The sequence below is a fragment of the Algoriphagus sp. TR-M9 genome, assembly GCF_027594545.1.
Lineage (GTDB): Bacteria > Bacteroidota > Bacteroidia > Cytophagales > Cyclobacteriaceae > Algoriphagus > Algoriphagus halophytocola.
Map to the genome: position 1 here is coordinate 1,036,352 of NZ_CP115160.1, position 16,738 is coordinate 1,053,089.

Genomic DNA, 16,738 nt, shown 5'->3' on the forward strand with positions numbered 1-16,738 from the left:
CAATGAGTTCAAATCGCCATGTAGTCATTATCGGCAATGGAATAGCAGGAATTACCTGTGCTCGACAGCTGAGAAAACTCGATGATTCGGTCAGGATTACCGTGATTTCAGGAGAGTCAAAATATTTTTTTTCCAGAACTGCCCTGATGTATGTGTTCATGGGGCATATGAAATTTGAGCACACTCAGCCTTATGAGAATTGGTTTTGGGAGAAAAATAGGATCGAACTGAAAGAGGATTGGGTTAAAAAAGTTGACTTCTCTGTCAAAAATCTGCTTTTCCAATCGGGTGAATATATGAGTTACGATGATCTTGTGATTGCCACAGGATCCAAGCCTAATAAATTTGGTTGGCCGGGAGAAGATCTGCAAGGTGTACAAGGTTTGTATTCCAAGCAGGATTTGGAGCTGATGGAAGAGAATACCAGAGATGTGCAGCGAGCTGTGATCGTTGGTGGAGGATTAATTGGGATTGAGATGGCAGAGATGCTGGCTTATAAAAAAATACCTGTCACATTTTTAGTTAGAGAAGCTGGCTTTTGGAGTAATATACTTCCGAAAGAAGAGTCTGAGCTAGTTGGCCGACACATGCGCGAGCACCACATTGACTTAAGGCTAAATGAGGAATTGGAAGAAATCATCTCCGATCCAAATGCCCGAGTAAAAGCTATCCGAACCAAGTCGGGAGAAGAAATACAATGTCAATTTGTTGGGCTCACTGCCGGAGTAACTCCAAATATAGATTTTCTCAGAAATACAGAACTGGAAGTCAATCGTGGAGTGAAGGTAGATTTCGGTTTTCAGACAAATATTCCAAATGTGTATGCCATTGGGGACTGTGCGGAATTTCATGAGGCTCCAGCTTCCGACCGCAAACAAGTCGAGCAGGTGTGGTACACGGGCAGAATGCATGGCGAGACTTTGGGATACATTTTATCAGGTAAAAAAGTCACTTACAAACCTGGGGTTTGGTTTAATTCAGCCAAGTTCCTGGACATAGAATATCAGACTTACGGGACAGTTCCAGCTAAGTGGGATACCGAAAACGTCAAATCCTTTTACTGGGAGCATTCTGGTGGAGAAGTGGCTTTTCGCATGCTCATGGATCTGGAAGGAAAGATTCTTGGCGTGAATAATTTTGGTTTTCGCCTGAGACATGAGTTTTTTGATCAGGCCATCAAAGAAAAGTGGGATGGTTCCAAAGTGATTTCCAAACTGGACAAAGCCAACTTCGATCCCGAGTTTTTTGCGCCTTACTACATAGAAATTCAAAAGGCTTTCAAGAGTCAATTCGGAGGAGATATTAAAGTTTCCAAGAAGACATTTATCCAAAAACTATTCGGAGCAAGCGTATGAAGATTATCCAGAGTATTGGTGTTGGGTTGTTTTTGATTGGACTGGCGATCTTCACAGTGATGCCTTTTTTGGGCAATTACACACTTTCAGAAGAGTTGGTTTTGGCGAATACCAAGGATATTCACCAAGAGAAAATGGCTGAAATTCTCAAGCCTATGTATGGAGAAACTTACGCTTCAAACTTTTCCTTTATTTCTGCTTTCAACGAAAATTTCAGCGCCTACAATGATGCGTTAAAAGAGGAGTCCAAATGGGATGAAGTGATCTGGGATGATTACAGTTTTCCGCTTACACAGAGCTCACTTAGCAGTCCCGTTCGTGACAATCCTTGGCTTTTCTTCGGTTTGTCCATCGGACTTGCTGTGCTAGGTGGTTTGATGTATAATCTTCCAAAACATCAGGACGAGCCTGCAGGAGTCAAAAACAATGGAATTTTCCATTCTTCCATGAAAAACCGGGGTTGGATGGGAATGATTACGGGGGCGTATCTGATTCTTTTCTACATCATATTGTATTGGTTTCCAGCATACATAGTAAATCAAGTTTGGATGGTAACCCCACTCAGCATGATCCTAAGTGGCAATCCTGCAAGTCAGTGGTTTCTTTACGGGACCATTTATACGCTGGCAATCATCGTGATGGGCGTGCGAATGTTCCGCAAGTACCGAGGCAATAAGTACCAACAACTTCGCACGGCTTCTGTGATGTTCTTCCAAACAGCCTTTGCTTTCTTGATCCCAGAAATACTCGTTTTGCTGAATCAACCCTATTTTGATTTCAAAAACATCTGGCCGCTTGATTATGATTTTTTCTATGATTATCAGATTGAGACATTCTTGAGTTCGGGTGGAGTAGGGATGTTTATGTTGATTTGGGGGATTTTATTGATCGTGATCGGAGTGCCTACTTTTACTTATTTCTTTGGGAAAAGATGGTACTGCTCCTGGGTTTGCGGCTGTGGAGGTTTGGCTGAAACAGTTGGAGACCCTTACCGCCAACTTTCTGACAAATCTTTGAAAGCTTGGAAATATGAGCGCGTGATTGTTCATAGTGTATTGGTTTTGGCTGTGGTGATGACTGCGTTGACGATCGCTAATTACTTTTCTGGTTTCGCACTTTTGGAGAACGCTACGAACCAATTACATTCGTTCTATGGTTTTGCGATTGGTTCGGTCTTCGCAGGCGTAGTCGGAACGGGCTTTTATCCATTCATGGGCAACCGGGTTTGGTGTAGGTTTGGATGTCCTTTGGCTGCCTATTTGGGATTGGTTCAACGGTTCAAGTCCCGGTTCAGAATCACCACCAATGGAGGTCAGTGTATCTCCTGCGGGAATTGCTCTACGCATTGCGAAATGGGAATTGATGTTCGCTGGTATGCGCAACGGGGTCAGGAAATCGTAAGAGCAAGTTGTGTGGGATGCGGAGTTTGTTCTTCTGTTTGCCCTCGTGGCGTGCTGAAATTAGAAAATGGCTCTACAGAAAACCGAATCAATGAAATGCCAATAATCATTGGAAATGATTCCATCAAGATAAATGCTTAAATGATCTTCTTATATATTTTGATTGGGATTTATGCCCTGGGAATGCTGTTTATTTTCCTTTACAGCCTTGCTCAAGGGCATTTGCTTTTAAGGTTTTTGGGTGCCAAAAAGTCATTGGGTGAAGTCGCTCATACTGTACCGAAGGCCTGGCCAAAAGTCACTATTCAACTTCCAGTTTACAATGAACTGTATGTTGTTGATCGCTTGTTGGACTCGGTTGCCAAGATGAATTATCCGGCAGATTTGCTGGAAATCCAGGTCTTAGATGACAGCACCGATCAGACGGCTGAGTTGATTCAGCAGAAAATCCAGGAGTTCCCAAATCTAAATTTCAAATACATTCACCGTATTGATCGAACTGGCTTTAAAGCTGGAGCCTTGAAAGAAGGCTTGGCAAAAGCCAGCGGAGAATTCATTGCGATTTTCGATGCGGATTTTGTTCCGGATCCGGATTTTTTACAAAAGACCATTCCTTATTTCTCTTCAGAAAAAGTTGGAATGGTGCAAACGCGATGGACACATTTGAATAAAAACTATTCCCTGCTGACGCGCTTGCAAGCTTTTGCATTGGACGCACATTTTCTGATCGAGCAAATCGGAAGAAATAGCCAACATGCCTTTATCAATTTCAATGGAACGGGTGGTATTTGGCGGAAGTCCTGCATCATTGATGCTGGAGACTGGCAAGACGACACGCTCACTGAGGATTTGGATTTGAGTTACCGCGCGCAGCGCAAAGGTTGGGAGTTTGTCTATAGACCGGAAATAGAATCTCCTGCCGAACTTCCACCGATCATGTCCGCCGTGAAATCCCAGCAATTCCGCTGGACTAAAGGCGGAGCAGAATGTGCAGGAAAGCATGCTCGGGCAGTTTTGGGGGAGAATTTCCCGCTTTCTACTAAGTTTCATGCAATGGCGCATTTGTTCAATAGCAGCATTTTCATTGCAATTCTACTGGTGAGTTTAAGCAGTATTGGCGTGTGGTGGGCAGGAATGCAAGGAATGATTTCAGACAATTTGTTTAGAATTGCCGGGCTATTTATGATAGGTTTTGTAATCATAGCTGGCGTGTATTTAGTGGCTTATTTCTACGAAAAGCGAAGTTTTCTCAGAAGCCTGATCCAGGCAATTTACATGTTGCCGCTTTTTCTTTCAGTTTCCATGGGTTTGGCTTTGCACAATGCTCAGGCGGTTTGGGAAGGGCTTTCTGGTAAAAAATCACCTTTTATCCGAACGCCAAAATTCAATCTGGAAGGAGGTTCCGGCCTTGAAAGCAATCCATATATCAAATTCAAAATTCCAGCGACAACCTGGATGGAAGGAGTCTTAATGCTCGTGTTTTCAGCCATGGTTGGGCTTCATGTTTATTGGGGTACTTTCGAGATGCTGCCTTTTCACCTGATGCTTGCGGTGGGGTATGGCTTGGTTTTCTTTTCTTCATTTAAAGCTTACAGTTTAGGTAAATAGTCTAATGCATAATCCTCCAATTATTGATGTAATTATCCCTGCTTACAATGAGGAAAAGTCCATTCCAAAAGTCATTGGAGATATTCCAGCTGTAGTTAGAAACATCGTAGTTGCCAATAACAACTCTACTGATAGCACAGGAAAAGTAGCTGAAGCCGCTGGGGCAAAGGTGGTTTTCGAACCTCAGAAAGGCTATGGAAAAGCTTGCTTGACTGCTATGGATTGGATCAAAAAGCAGGAGGTTCAGCCTGATATTGTGGTCTTTTTAGATGGGGATTACAGCGATTATCCCGAGGAATTGTTGGATTTGATCCAGCCTATTTTGGATGATAAAGCCGATATGGTTATTGGTTCCAGAGCCTTGGGCGAGCGGGAATCCGGTTCTATGACTTTTCCTCAGGTCTTTGGGAATTGGTTGGCAACGACTATGATGAAGTACATGCAAGGAGCCAAATTCTCTGATTTAGGGCCTTTTAGAGCGATAGCTTGGTGCAGGTTATTGGACTTGAATATGATCGATCAGAACTTCGGTTGGACGATAGAGATGCAAATCAAAGCTCACAAAGCTGGCCTCCGATACACTGAAGTTCCTGTGAATTACCGCAAGCGAATAGGAATATCCAAAGTCAGTGGAACAGTTAAGGGAGTTTTTGGAGCTGGATATAAGATTATTTATACAATTTTTAAGTATTGGTGAGAAATTAGATTTTAGTAGCAAGACATAAGTATCAAGATTTTGTAGCCTAATCTTTATTGAATGAAAATCGTAAATTGGCAGTAATGAATGAGTTGACAAAACATATTGATCAAATCAGAGAGCTATGTGAAGCAAACAAAGTGGCTTCGCTTTTTGCATTTGGCTCTATCACTACGAATAAATTCAATTCAGATAGTGATATTGATTTGATAATAGATATTGATGAAAAAGATCCATTGAATTATTCTGATTACTATTTCGAAGTGAAAGACCAACTCTCTAAAATCTTAAAAAGACCTATTGATTTGCTTGAATTAAAAACTTTGAAGAATTCATTTTTGAAAAAAGAAATAGAGCAGTCCAAAGTGCTGGTTTATGGAAGGTAAAATTAAAACTTGGCTAGAGGATGTTTTGAAAGCCATCGAAGAAATAGAAAGTTTCATGCCTGAAAAAAAAGACTTTTTTGCTTTTCAAAAGGATTTGAAAACTAAGCGAGCTATCGAAAGGAACATAGAAATAATTGGAGAGGCTGTTTCAAGAATACTAAAAATAGATTCTCAATTTCCCATCAAAAACTCACGAAAAATTGTAGACTCTCGAAACCGAATAATTCATGGATACGATACTGTTTCTGAAGAAATTATATGGTCAATTGTAATTCGGGATTTACCAAAATTGAAAAAAAGAGGTTACACAACAGCTACATTAAAATGATCCTTTTCCGAAAGTACATAGCATTCACATGCCTGTTGATTTCCATTGTTTTATGGGCCTCCTGCAATCCTACAGGCCGAAAAGCCATTAATGAGGAGCAGTTTGCGTCGCGCTGGTATCAGGGTAAGGCTGAAATCAATGTATTTGATCTGAAGCAAATGCGCTATGGAGAGGAGCGGGAAGGCAATGCTGTGATGATCTTTGTGACAGAGGATTTTTCGAAAAGAAAGCAAGTGAAACTGGACGATCCTACTGGTGCTGGGAAGGGCGCGATGAAAGTGATGAAACTGAACATGACCCGGGATTTTGTGACGGGAGTTTACCCTTATAATACCATGCTTTCGGTATTTACCCCGGTTTATGATGACCTGAATTCCCCGAAAATCGTGGCTTCAGTCACCGAGTGGTGCGGACAGTCTTTTGTGCAGATGAACTGGAAAAATAATAAATACCAAGCCAAGCTGTTCTCTTATTTTGAAGCGGAGGGAGATCAGGAAGTTACGATATCAGCTTTGGCCGAGGATGAATTGTTTAATCTGATTCGCCTCAATCCCGATCTGGTGCCTGATGGTTACATGAAGTTGATCCCAAGTTTGATTTACAACCGCTTCACCCATTACCCGCTAGGAGCTGAAAGTGCCAAGATCACCAAGCGAAAAACCGGCTCCAACCAGGCTGAAGTAGAAGTGATTTACCAGGAAATCGGCAGAAAATTGCTGATCAGATACATGGATGCCTTTCCTTATGAAATCATGTCCTGGGAAGAAAGCCTAACCAAAGAAGATGGTACCGAGGAGCTGACTTCCGCAGTTCGTACCAATGTGCAGATGCTGGATTATTGGAATAGAAATGGACTTCAGGATGAGTCGATCAGGAAAAGCTTGGGACTTTGAGCAAGCAGCTTAATCGGCTTTTAATACCGTTTTTAGGACTGCTAATGGCAGCAGGTTTTTATTATTTAGGCTACTTTGTGCCAAGAGAAAATTTCTGGCTAACCTTTATGCTGTTTTCTTCGCTCTTCGCTGGAATGGCAGCTGTTTATTATTTGGGTAAAGCCCCAAAATGGAGTTTGATTTTTATTGCAGGTCTGTTTTTTCGTTTGGTATTGTTACCTGCTACCCCAAACTGGTCTGATGATTATCCACGATTTCTTTGGGATGGTGAATTGGTGAGGATGAACCAAAATCCATACCTGGATACTCCTGAAGGTTTGCTTCAAAATAACCCAGAAAGAGCAAATTCATACTTGAATAGCCTTTTCGAAACGATGAATTCACCGCAGTACTTCTCGGTTTATCCGCCTCTGAATCAGGCGATTTTCTATCTTGCCGCATGGGGAGCTAATCTTGATGCAAAAACAGGAGTTCTAATTTTACGGGTGATTTTAATACTAGGGGAAATAGGGGTTTTCTTTCTGCTTTTGAAGCTATTCGACCATTTCCAGCTTCCGGAAAAAAGACTTATCCTTTACTGGCTGAATCCTTTGGTGATTATGGAGATCACTGGTAATCTTCACTTTGAGGGATTGGTCCTTCTTCTTTTGCTAGCTTCTCTATATGCGCTGAGTAAAAATAGAAATTTACTTTCTGGTGGGTTTTGGGGATTGTCGGTGGGGATGAAACTCCTGCCGTTGATGCTAATACCTACGTTTTTTTCCTTTCAGAAAACCAGGAGATCAACAGTCTTTTGGATAGGATCTGCTCTTGCGCTAGTTCTGAGCTTTGCCTGGCTTTTAATCGATAGCTCCTGGGTTCATTTCCTCCAAAGCTTAAAGCTTTACCAGGGTAAATTTGAATTCAATGCATCGGTCTATTACTTACTTCGGGAAGTTGGATTCTGGGTGAAAGGGTATAATGTCATTGGAGAAATTACTCCAATTTTAAGTGCAGTCACTTTGCTTGGGATTCTCTATTTTTCATGGAAAAAGAAACCGCAAAACCTACTTCAGTTGATAGATCTTTGGGGGTTGATTTACCTGATTTATCTAGCACTGCATCCTGTAGTTCATCCTTGGTATCTAATTCCTGCTTTTGGCTTGAGCCTATTTACTTCTAAAAAAGCCTTCTTAATCTGGACTTTCGCAGTGATATTTTCGTACCAAGCTTATGGAGATCCAAACTATCAAGAAAGCCCAATTTTCCTTTTCTTAGAATATTCCATACTAGCACTAGCAGTTTATTGGGATTATTTTCGACAGAAAACACATTTGAAAACAATTTCATGAATTACAGATACCTACCGATTTTCACCTTAGTATTTCTCATTTTCTCCTGCCAAGCAAATTCCGAAAAACAGGCTCAGGAATATATCCTGCAAGCTATTGATGCGCATGAGCTAGATGGGAATTGGGACAAAGTTTCCGCTGTCAAATTCAAAAAGCACACCCGATTTTTGGATGAAAAGGGAACGGTAGAATCTGAAATGGAGCAATGGGTAGAGTTTCGACTCAAACCCTATTTTGAAGGAAGGTTGTCTTGGGAAAAAGATAGCATTTCCCATGTGGCCAATTTCAATGGTAGCAAAATGAGCTATCAAATGGGCGAGAATGAAATCCAGAATCAGGGTTTTCTGAAGTCCAAACGGGCGGAAATTCATGCAGCTTTTTGTGCTTTTGGGCAACCTTGGAGGCTATTGGATGAGAATGTTCATCCTGCTTTTGAAGGTCAAAAAGTGCTGTCAGATGGCCAAACAGTGGATGCTATCCGGGTTTATTTTATACCTGATTCGGATGTTTGGTGGTTTTATTTTGACCCCGAAAGTAAAAGCATAATCGGGTATGAAAAACACACTGAAAATCAAAACAGCTTGGTTGAAAATGTATCCTATCAGGAGGCTGCAGGCTTGAATTTAGTGCATAAGCAAAAAGTTTATAAGGTAGATGAGGTAGGGAGGAAGCTCTTTTTACAAGCGGAATATCAGTATTCCGACTACCAGGTAACCTATGAATAAACAGCCGGCAATCACTTTAACTATACGAAATATGAGGTTTTTAACTCCTTGCTGCTTTCTTTTTGTCTTTATTGGTCTTGCATCTTGCGACAGCAGGTCAGAAGCAGAAAAATTAGTGGACAAGGCTATAGCCGCACATGGTGGTGAAGCTTTTGAAAGTTCTCAAATTGAATTTGACTTCAGGGATATTCATTACAGCATTTTAAAAACGCCAGATCGCTTTGAGTACATCCGAGAGTTTTCGGATTCAACAGGAAATGCCATCCGGGATTTATTGAATAATGAGGGTTTTGTCCGCACAGTGAATGGCGTGAAAATCGATACTTTGTCGGAGGAGTGGATAGGTAAATATTCCCGATCGGTGAATTCAGTAGCCTATTTTGCCTACCTCCCTTACGGTCTGAATGACCCATCGGTCTACAAATCCTTAGTTGGGGATACAGAAATCAATGGTGAAAAATATGATCTGATCAAAGTGACTTTTGCCGAAGAAGGAGGTGGAGAGGACTATGACGATGAGTTTTTGTACTGGATAGGCAAAGAGGACTCCTATGTGGATTTTTTGGCGTATAGTTATCACACCGATGGAGGTGGAGTCCGGATGAGGGAGGTGAGCTCCGTGAATGAAATAGGTGGAATCCGGTTTCAAAACTATCTGAACTTCAAGCCCCAAGATGAAACTGTGGCAGTGGAAATGATGCAGAATCTATATGAATCCGGTGATTTAGAGTTACTTTCAGAGATCAATCTTGAGAATATCAGAGTTGAACCCTTGGACGAATAGCTTGACATGAACCCAAAACGACTGACATTTGAGAACAGAAGCAGCTTGGAACTGGCGGCTCATTTGTATTTGCCAGCGGATCAAAAGCCTAAGTTTTTTGCGCTTTTTGCCCATTGCTTTACCTGCTCCAAAAATTTCTCGGCAGTAACCCGGATTTGCTCAGCTTTATCACAAAGCGGAATTGCGGCTCTAAGCTTTGACTTTACAGGCTTGGGCATGAGTGAAGGAGAGTTTGCCGAATCATCATTCAGCAGCAACGTAAGCGATTTGCTGGATGCGGCGGCTTTTTTAGAGAAGGAATACGATACGCCTAAAATGCTCATTGGTCATTCCCTGGGAGGCGCTGCAGTTTTATATGCAGCTGCGGAATTAGAAAATGTACAAGCGGTAGTGACTATTGGAGCTCCTGCTACGCCTTCACATGTGAGACATTTATTCAAGGATAGTGTGGAGGAAATAGAAGAAAAAGGCGTGGCTAAGGTGTCTATTGGCGGTCGGCCATTTCAGATCAGTAAGAGTTTCGTGGATGATCTGGAGCAAAAGCCCCTGGCTACTTTTCTGAAAAAACTAAGAAAGTCACTTTTGGTTATGCATTCTCCGCAGGATGAAATTGTTGAAGTCAGCAATGCAGCGGAGATTTATAATGCGGCCCATCATCCGAAAAGTTTTATATCGCTGGATGGCGCGACTCATTTGATTTCAAATCCTCAGGATAGCGAGTACATCGCAGAGGTGATCGGAAGTTGGAGCAAGCGCTATGTGCTGGTAGAGAAGGCAAAAGAGCCAAATGATACCAGAGGTAATCAGGTTTTTGTTCGCCTCTCAGGAGAGAAATATACTACTGAAGTAATGACGCCAAACCATCATTTGATTGCTGATGAGCCTTTAGGTGTAGGAGGGGAGGATTTGGGGCCAAATCCGTATGATTTATTGATGGCTTCACTGGGCAGCTGCACCGCAATGACGCTAAAGATGTACGCGGAGCGTAAAAAGTGGCCTCTGGAGCAGGTTTCTGTTTTTCTCAATCATGAAAAAGTGCATTTGGCAGATAGTGAAAATCCTGAAGAACCATCAGCCAAGGTCAGCCAATTCACCAGAATCATAGAGATCGAAGGAGATCTGGATTCGGAGCAAAGACAAAAATTACTGGAGATATCCAATAAGTGTCCCGTTCACCGCACACTTCAGGAAGAGATCATCATCCAAACTATGCTATCCAAATGAAAAACGCTGGATCAAGAAGTTATCTGCTGAGTTCGGTTTTGGTAATTCTGGGGTTTGGGCTCTGGGCTTTGCTTGTGGTAGACCCGGTTACAATTACAGTGGAAGAAAAATGGAAAGGCGTATGCTGGGTAGGAAGTAGATCACCGCTTTTGGGACCGGAACTGGAAGCTTTAAAGTCAACTGGAGCTGATGCACTTTCTCAAACTCCTTTTGGCTGGCAAAGTGAAAAGAACTCTCCTGAAATCCGCTGGGACACCCATAACGAGAATAAATGGTGGGGAGAGTCGTCTCAGGGTATCAAAGCGACTTTTGACTCTTCTGCCCGTCATGGCATCATGAATATGCTCAAGCCGCATCTTTGGGTGCGGGGAAGCTGGCCTGGTGAGATTGAGATGAAGAATGAGGAGGACTGGAAGCTTTGGTTTGAGAATTACCAGGGTTTTATCCTGGACTATGCGATGATGGCCGAGGAACATCAAATCCCCATGCTGTGCGTTGGTACTGAGCTGGAAATGACTTCAGAACGTGAAGAAGACTGGAGGAATGTTATTGCTGAGATTAGAAAGGTGTATTCTGGTAAGCTGATTTATGCAGCCAATTTCACAGAGTTTGAGCATGTCAAGTTCTGGGATGCGCTAGACTACATAGGTATCCAAGCTTATTTTCCACTTTCTGCGAAAGCCAATCCTGATTTATCTGACCTCAAATCTGGCTGGAAGAAGAATATATCTAGGATTGAAAAAGTTGTCCGAAACTACCAAAAGCCTGTGATGTTCACGGAAATCGGTTATTGCAATACCGTGGATGCCGCTAAGGAACCTTGGGTCTGGCCAAATGAACGTAAGGAAACGGAGCTTTCTGAGGAAATGCAGGCACTTTGTTATGAATCTTTTTTTGAAACCGCATGGAAAGAATCCTGGATGGCTGGGGTGTTCTTTTGGAAGTGGTATCCCGATGGGAGACACCGAAATCCTGACTTTACCCCGCAGGGAAAACTAGCCGAAGAAATGATGAAGAAATATTTTTTAGCAAACTGAAAGCCAGTGCATTATTTGATTTATGTCATGTGGATCTAGGCTGAAATAAATTACCTTTGCACCGACAATTCCAAACAGTCCTTCCTTTAAAAAGAGAAGTTGATTTATTCACCGATTTTTTTCAACTTTATAGACAGATAATATCCATTGATTTGATAGCGAATTAGTGGTGTTGATTGAAAACGCTAAGAAACCGAAAGTATATACTTTCGGTTTTTTTATTTTAAAGGCAGGTGAACTTCCTTAATTTTTTTATTAATTAGCTAATTCAATTGACTTTAAGCATTATGAAGAATAACCGAAGAAGAGAGTTTCTAAAGTCCACAGGATTAGCGGGATTGGGACTGTTTGGAGCAGGAAGTGCCTTTTCCAGTGACTTTGAAAGCCTTCCCAAGCAAGCATTGATAGGGAAGCAGAGAGTTCAAACTTTTAATATGAGTGGGTTTGCTGCTCCTAAAATCGATACTGTCCGTGTAGGCATAGTAGGTTTAGGCATGCGGGGTCCAGGAGCTGTAAATCGCTTGAGTAAGGTTGAGGGTGTGGAGATAAAGGCGCTTTGTGATTTGATTCCGGAGCGGGTAGAGAAGGCCAAGGAAAGTTTAAAAGATACCAGTCATAGACCTGAAGGATACTCCGGCAATGCCTACGCTTATAAAGAGATGATGGATAGGGATGATTTAGATCTGATCTATATCGCTACTCCATGGGAATGGCATACTCCAATGTCTGTTTACGGAATGGAGGCTGGGAAGCATGTGGCTTGTGAGGTTCCTATCGCAAGAACGCTTGAGGAGTGCTGGCAACTAGTGGAAACCTCTGAGCGCACTAAAAAGCATTGCATGCAGCTGGAGAATTGCTGCTATGATTTCTTTGAGTTAATGACGTTGAAAATGGCCCGTGAAGGGTATTTTGGTGAAGTTCTTCATGTGGAGGGCGCATATATCCATAATCTACTATCCCTGAATTTCAATAAGGAAAATGGCTATCAGGATATGTGGAGGCTAAAGGAAAACTATAGAGACGGTAACTTATATCCTACACATGGGCTAGGCCCGATCTGTCAAATTCTAAATGTGAATAGAGGTGATCAGATGGACTATCTGACTTCTACCTCCTCCGACGATTTTTCTATGCACGCGGAAGCAGCGAGATTGGCTAAGGAGGATAATTTCTATGCTTCGTATGCCGAGAAGAAATTCCGTGGTAATATGAATACCACCATGGTAAAAACCAAGAATGGTAAATCTATCATGATTCAGCATGATGTGTCTTCCCCGCGCCCTTACTCCAGACTTCATGTGGTAAGTGGTACTGAAGGCTACGCCCAAAAGTACCCTTCTCCGAAGGTGGCCAAAGGTCATGGCTGGATGGATGAGGAGGAAATGAAGGAATTAGAGAAAAAATATACCCCGGAAATTGTGCAAAAAGTGGGAGCACTAGCCAAGGAAGTTGGTGGTCATGGAGGGATGGATTTCATGATGGATTGGAGATTGATTGACTGCTTGAGAAATGGGCTGCCATTAGATCAGGATGTGTATGATGCGGCACTGTGGAGCGCTATTTCTCCGCTTAGCGAATGGTCGGTTGCCAATAGATCTAACTCTATAGATGTGCCGGATTTCACAGGAGGAAACTGGAAAACAAACAAACCTGTGCCTATCACCCTTAGAGGATAATTTTATATTGATTTCCAGCTCTCGTTTCTGAAATCATAGCTTAGTAACAGGAAAAGCCCGCTGATCATCAAATCAGTGGGCTTTTCCTCTTTTCAACCTGGACTATGCCTTCGAAAATCTGCTAGATAGGCTAATCCATATTTCGGAACCAAGCTATTTCCACTTCAGCATTTCCATGTCATTCAGCTCAGGTCCACCCCCTCTGTTAGCACTGCCTGCCGCTACATATAATTTGCCTTTGTAGTAAATGACACCAGTTCCATGCCTACCTTGATTGAGGTCAGGAAGTCGTGACCAAGATCCATCTCTGGTGTCCAAGACTTCTACTTCAGCATGGGAGGCTTCTTGTACCGTGCTTTCTCCATTCATGACCAGTAAGTATGGCCCATTTGCAATAGAAGATGTTCCTCCTCGTGGGGTAGGCAAACCAGCATCTTCGGTATGCCAAGTATTTGTTTTAAAGTCGAAATAATCTACCTCAGAAATCACTAGGTCCAACACCTTACCGATCTCAGCATGAGAAGTTCTGCCACCGGCTGCATAGGCTTTGTCTTGAACCAGTACTGCCCCAAAATGATCTCTAGGCCGAGGAGCGTCAGGGAGTACTGTCCATTGGCCTGTTTTCGGGTCATATTCATCAAACCAAGGAACAAAGTCAGCATAGTGTCCATCTACTATGCCACAGACCATGTAAATCTTACCTCCACGGGTAAATACACCTGCTGAACCCCTTCTTCGGTTTTCTGGTATTTCAGGTCCTTCTCGCCAGGTATTGGTTTTTGGGTTGAAGATGAGGAAATTTTTCAGCGGGGTTTCGTGGGGATATCCACCAGTTAAAGCCCCGATTACATAGATTTCATTATTGAAAGAGATAGCCTGGAAATGATGGAACTCCATGGGGGCCATTGCAAGTGTTTTCCAGGTTTTGGTTTTGGGGTCGTACTCTTCTATGGGTTTGATCCCTCGTCCACCTAGCAGGTAGAATTTGCCGTTGCACTCCACAAAGGAGTTTTCATGCCTAGCCATGGGTTCATTCTTCGTATCCACTGTAGTCCAGTGATCATCTGACTGGGCTATGGCACCAGTGAAACTCAGTGCGAAGAGAAAAATCAAGAGGTGTTTCATGGGTTTGGAGTTAGGTTTGTATGGGTTAAGCCAAAGGATTCATTAAAATGTGATTTCCTAAGTTAGCTTTTTTGACTCAAGAAAAAATTTGAGTACAACAAACAATAAAAACACCACCTGTATTGCTACAAATGGTGTTGTGAAATTGTAATTGCTGGAATTAGCTCATTTTTCCAGATCCAAAATCTCCCTGATCTTGTTGATTTCTGTCATTTCCTCAGACAATCCAGCCCCATCATTTGCAGCAATTTTCTCACGGAATGCTGTCAAATTTGATATGTAGCCATCCAGGGCAGAAAGGATATTGTCCTTGTTTTCAGTCAAAATGGGAGCCCACATCGCAGGGCTTGATTTTGCCAAACGCACAGTGGAAGCAAAACCTGAACCTGCCATATCAAAAATATTCTTTTCATCTTCCATCTTCTGCAAAACAGTTTTTCCTAGCATGAAAGAGGAAACATGGGACAAATGTGATACAAATGCCAGGTGCCGGTCATGCTCTTCCGGGTCCATGAATCTCAATTTGATATTTAAGGCATCAAAAAGTTCATAGGCTTTTTCTTTAAGCTGCAGGTCTGTTTTTTCTAAGTCGCAAATGATCAGGACTTTGCGGGTGAGTAAGTCCGCGAAGGCTGCTTTGGGACCGGAATATTCTGTCCCGGCTATGGGGTGCGCGGCCAGATATTGCTTTCTCTTGGGATGATCTGCCACTAGTTTGCAAAGCTTGGCTTTGGTAGAACCCACGTCAAAAACTAAGGTCTCTTCTCCGACCTGATCCAGAGTTTTCAATAGCAAATCTCCCAATGTATCCGCTGGAGTGGCCAGGATCACGATATCTACATCTGCATCAGGCTGATCCTTTGCTTCCTGAATGATACCTAGATTTAATGCATCCTGGAGGTTTTTTTCGCTTGCATCCGTACCAGAAATAGAGATTTCAGGGAATTTTGATTTAGCCGCCAAAGCAAATGAGCCCCCGAGTAGCCCTAAACCTATGATGTGTAATTTTTTCATTTTCTCTTATTTAATGCGGTTGATAGCCTCCAAAATCTTAAACTCAGGCATGCATAGTGAAAACCTCACGTAATCATTGCCATCCGAACCAAAGATTTTCCCTGGAGTAATAAATATATATCTTTCGTAGAGTAACTCGTCAACGATCTGATCAGCAGTTTTACCTTCAGGTACCTTGCACCAGACAAAAAGACCTGCTGCCTTTTCATCGTAGGTCAGTCCCAGTTTGTCTGCCAACTTCCAGACTAGTTTTCTCCTGCTTTGGTAGGTGCTTTCTATGTCTGCAAACCAACTTTCCCCCAGATTCAATGCTGCTATAGCACCCTTTTGGATCCCAAGAAACATTCCGGAATCCATGTTGCTTTTCACTTTTAATACCTTAGAGATCCAATCTTCTCTTCCTGTCAGCATCCCGACCCGCCAGCCCGGCATATTGAAAGCTTTACTTAGGGAATTTAATTCAAGCGCAACCTCCTTGGCTTCGGGAATGGATAGGATGCTCAGAGGTTCCTTAGTCAGGATATGGCTGTAGGGATTATCATGAAGCAAAACGATTTCATGTTTTTTGGCAAAGGTAACCAGTTCCTGCATCAGGGTTTTGCTGCCTGGAGCGCCGGTGGGCATATGCGGATAATTGATCCACATGATTTTCACTTTGCTGAGGTCTTGATTCTCTATTTCTTCGAAATTTGGCCGTCCGGCTTTTTCTAGGTCTATGGAATAATAAATTGGTTTAGCCCCCACTAGCTTGCACACCGAGGTGTAGGTAGGATATCCAGGATTGGGGACCAATACTTCATCTCCAGGATTTAGAAAGGTCAAACTCAGGTGCATAATCCCTTCTTTGGAGCCCATCATGGGTAGGATTTCCTTGCTTGGGTCTAGGCTGACTCCATATGCTCTGGAGTAGAAATTTGAAATGGCTGTTCGCAACTCTGGTATGCCCTGGTAACTCTGGTAACCATGGGCCTGAGGATTGTCAGCGGTATTTTTCAGTGCTTCCGTCACCAATTTATCTGGCGCCAGATCCGGACTTCCGATTCCCAGGTTGATGATTGGCTTACCTTCCGCAATCATTTGATTTACCTCACGGAGCTTGGCGGAAAAATAGTATTCCTCTACTGTACTCACTCGATCTGCAAAACCTTTCATCTG

16 protein-coding genes are annotated in these 16,738 nt (G+C 42.6%); 13 read left to right on the forward strand and 3 right to left on the reverse strand.

What is annotated here, in order from left to right; all coding sequences use genetic code 11:
• The first annotated feature begins 2 nt into the window (after positions 1-2).
• The 13 genes from PBT90_RS04695 to PBT90_RS04755 all read left to right on the forward strand — a co-directional run bounded on the left by PBT90_RS04695 (position 3) and on the right by PBT90_RS04755 (position 13,444).
• Positions 3-1,355, forward strand: coding sequence for an NAD(P)/FAD-dependent oxidoreductase (locus tag PBT90_RS04695; RefSeq protein ID WP_264809239.1), 1,353 nt, complete (start codon positions 3-5; stop codon positions 1,353-1,355).
• The gene (locus PBT90_RS04700; RefSeq protein WP_264809240.1) at positions 1,352-2,896 is read left to right on the forward strand and encodes a 4Fe-4S binding protein; all 1,545 of its coding nucleotides are present in this window, start codon (positions 1,352-1,354) and stop codon (positions 2,894-2,896) included. The genes PBT90_RS04695 and PBT90_RS04700 overlap by 4 nt, the downstream gene beginning before the upstream one ends.
• Positions 2,897-4,363 carry a cellulose synthase family protein gene (locus tag PBT90_RS04705; protein WP_270131827.1) on the forward strand — a complete coding sequence of 489 codons (1,467 nt, stop codon included), beginning with the start codon at positions 2,897-2,899 and terminating at the stop codon, positions 4,361-4,363.
• 4 nt (positions 4,364-4,367) lie between these two features.
• A complete protein-coding gene (locus PBT90_RS04710; protein ID WP_270131829.1) occupies positions 4,368-5,060 on the forward strand; it encodes a glycosyltransferase family 2 protein in 693 nt (230 codons plus the stop codon).
• Between the two features lie 83 nt (positions 5,061-5,143).
• Positions 5,144-5,446, forward strand: a complete 303-nt coding sequence (locus PBT90_RS04715; protein ID WP_264809243.1) for a nucleotidyltransferase domain-containing protein — start codon at positions 5,144-5,146, stop codon at positions 5,444-5,446.
• Positions 5,436-5,774: a HepT-like ribonuclease domain-containing protein gene (locus PBT90_RS04720; RefSeq protein WP_264809245.1), complete on the forward strand. Its 339-nt coding sequence runs from the start codon at positions 5,436-5,438 to the stop codon at positions 5,772-5,774. Before PBT90_RS04715 ends, PBT90_RS04720 begins: the two co-directional genes overlap by 11 nt.
• Positions 5,771-6,667: a hypothetical protein gene (locus tag PBT90_RS04725; RefSeq protein ID WP_264809246.1), complete on the forward strand. Its 897-nt coding sequence runs from the start codon at positions 5,771-5,773 to the stop codon at positions 6,665-6,667. Before PBT90_RS04720 ends, PBT90_RS04725 begins: the two co-directional genes overlap by 4 nt.
• Positions 6,664-7,998: a glycosyltransferase 87 family protein gene (locus PBT90_RS04730; protein ID WP_264809247.1), complete on the forward strand. Its 1,335-nt coding sequence runs from the start codon at positions 6,664-6,666 to the stop codon at positions 7,996-7,998. The genes PBT90_RS04725 and PBT90_RS04730 overlap by 4 nt, the downstream gene beginning before the upstream one ends.
• Positions 7,995-8,723, forward strand: coding sequence for a hypothetical protein (locus PBT90_RS04735; RefSeq protein ID WP_264809248.1), 729 nt, complete (start codon positions 7,995-7,997; stop codon positions 8,721-8,723). Before PBT90_RS04730 ends, PBT90_RS04735 begins: the two co-directional genes overlap by 4 nt.
• Before the next feature lie 31 nt (positions 8,724-8,754).
• Positions 8,755-9,507, forward strand: a complete 753-nt coding sequence (locus PBT90_RS04740) for a DUF6503 family protein (protein ID WP_264809249.1) — start codon at positions 8,755-8,757, stop codon at positions 9,505-9,507.
• 6 nt (positions 9,508-9,513) lie between these two features.
• Positions 9,514-10,731 carry a bifunctional alpha/beta hydrolase/OsmC family protein gene (locus tag PBT90_RS04745; RefSeq protein ID WP_264809250.1) on the forward strand — a complete coding sequence of 406 codons (1,218 nt, stop codon included), beginning with the start codon at positions 9,514-9,516 and terminating at the stop codon, positions 10,729-10,731.
• Entirely contained in the window at positions 10,728-11,768 is a 1,041-nt protein-coding gene (locus PBT90_RS04750) for a glycoside hydrolase family 113 (protein WP_264809251.1), read from the forward strand. Before PBT90_RS04745 ends, PBT90_RS04750 begins: the two co-directional genes overlap by 4 nt.
• Positions 11,769-12,055: 287 nt before the next feature.
• Positions 12,056-13,444, forward strand: coding sequence for a Gfo/Idh/MocA family protein (locus tag PBT90_RS04755; protein WP_264809252.1), 1,389 nt, complete (start codon positions 12,056-12,058; stop codon positions 13,442-13,444).
• Between the two features lie 153 nt (positions 13,445-13,597).
• On the opposite strand, the gene PBT90_RS04760 is transcribed toward PBT90_RS04755, so the two are convergent.
• The 3 genes from PBT90_RS04760 to PBT90_RS04770 all read right to left on the reverse strand — a co-directional run bounded on the left by PBT90_RS04760 (position 13,598) and on the right by PBT90_RS04770 (position 16,735).
• Positions 13,598-14,569 (reverse strand): Kelch repeat-containing protein, encoded by a 972-nt coding sequence (locus PBT90_RS04760; RefSeq protein WP_264809253.1) that lies wholly within the window; start codon positions 14,567-14,569, stop codon positions 13,598-13,600.
• Positions 14,570-14,734: 165 nt separating this feature from the next.
• The gene (locus PBT90_RS04765) at positions 14,735-15,583 is read right to left on the reverse strand and encodes a prephenate dehydrogenase (RefSeq protein ID WP_270131836.1); all 849 of its coding nucleotides are present in this window, start codon (positions 15,581-15,583) and stop codon (positions 14,735-14,737) included.
• A gap of 6 nt (positions 15,584-15,589) precedes the next feature.
• Positions 15,590-16,735 (reverse strand): pyridoxal phosphate-dependent aminotransferase, encoded by a 1,146-nt coding sequence (locus tag PBT90_RS04770; RefSeq protein ID WP_264809255.1) that lies wholly within the window; start codon positions 16,733-16,735, stop codon positions 15,590-15,592.
• Between the last annotated feature and the right edge of the window lie 3 nt (positions 16,736-16,738).

Coding starts and splice junctions, on each gene's coding strand:
- PBT90_RS04695 (WP_264809239.1), top strand. CDS start 3: ATGAGTTCAAATCGCCATGTAGTCATTATCGGCAATGGAATAGCAGGA.
- PBT90_RS04700 (WP_264809240.1), top strand. CDS start 1,352: ATGAAGATTATCCAGAGTATTGGTGTTGGGTTGTTTTTGATTGGACTG.
- PBT90_RS04705 (WP_270131827.1), top strand. CDS start 2,897: ATGATCTTCTTATATATTTTGATTGGGATTTATGCCCTGGGAATGCTG.
- PBT90_RS04710 (WP_270131829.1), top strand. CDS start 4,368: ATGCATAATCCTCCAATTATTGATGTAATTATCCCTGCTTACAATGAG.
- PBT90_RS04715 (WP_264809243.1), top strand. CDS start 5,144: ATGAATGAGTTGACAAAACATATTGATCAAATCAGAGAGCTATGTGAA.
- PBT90_RS04720 (WP_264809245.1), top strand. CDS start 5,436: ATGGAAGGTAAAATTAAAACTTGGCTAGAGGATGTTTTGAAAGCCATC.
- PBT90_RS04725 (WP_264809246.1), top strand. CDS start 5,771: ATGATCCTTTTCCGAAAGTACATAGCATTCACATGCCTGTTGATTTCC.
- PBT90_RS04735 (WP_264809248.1), top strand. CDS start 7,995: ATGAATTACAGATACCTACCGATTTTCACCTTAGTATTTCTCATTTTC.
- PBT90_RS04740 (WP_264809249.1), top strand. CDS start 8,755: ATGAGGTTTTTAACTCCTTGCTGCTTTCTTTTTGTCTTTATTGGTCTT.
- PBT90_RS04745 (WP_264809250.1), top strand. CDS start 9,514: ATGAACCCAAAACGACTGACATTTGAGAACAGAAGCAGCTTGGAACTG.
- PBT90_RS04750 (WP_264809251.1), top strand. CDS start 10,728: ATGAAAAACGCTGGATCAAGAAGTTATCTGCTGAGTTCGGTTTTGGTA.
- PBT90_RS04755 (WP_264809252.1), top strand. CDS start 12,056: ATGAAGAATAACCGAAGAAGAGAGTTTCTAAAGTCCACAGGATTAGCG.
- PBT90_RS04760 (WP_264809253.1), bottom strand. CDS start 14,569: ATGAAACACCTCTTGATTTTTCTCTTCGCACTGAGTTTCACTGGTGCC.
- PBT90_RS04765 (WP_270131836.1), bottom strand. CDS start 15,583: ATGAAAAAATTACACATCATAGGTTTAGGGCTACTCGGGGGCTCATTT.
- PBT90_RS04770 (WP_264809255.1), bottom strand. CDS start 16,735: ATGAAAGGTTTTGCAGATCGAGTGAGTACAGTAGAGGAATACTATTTT.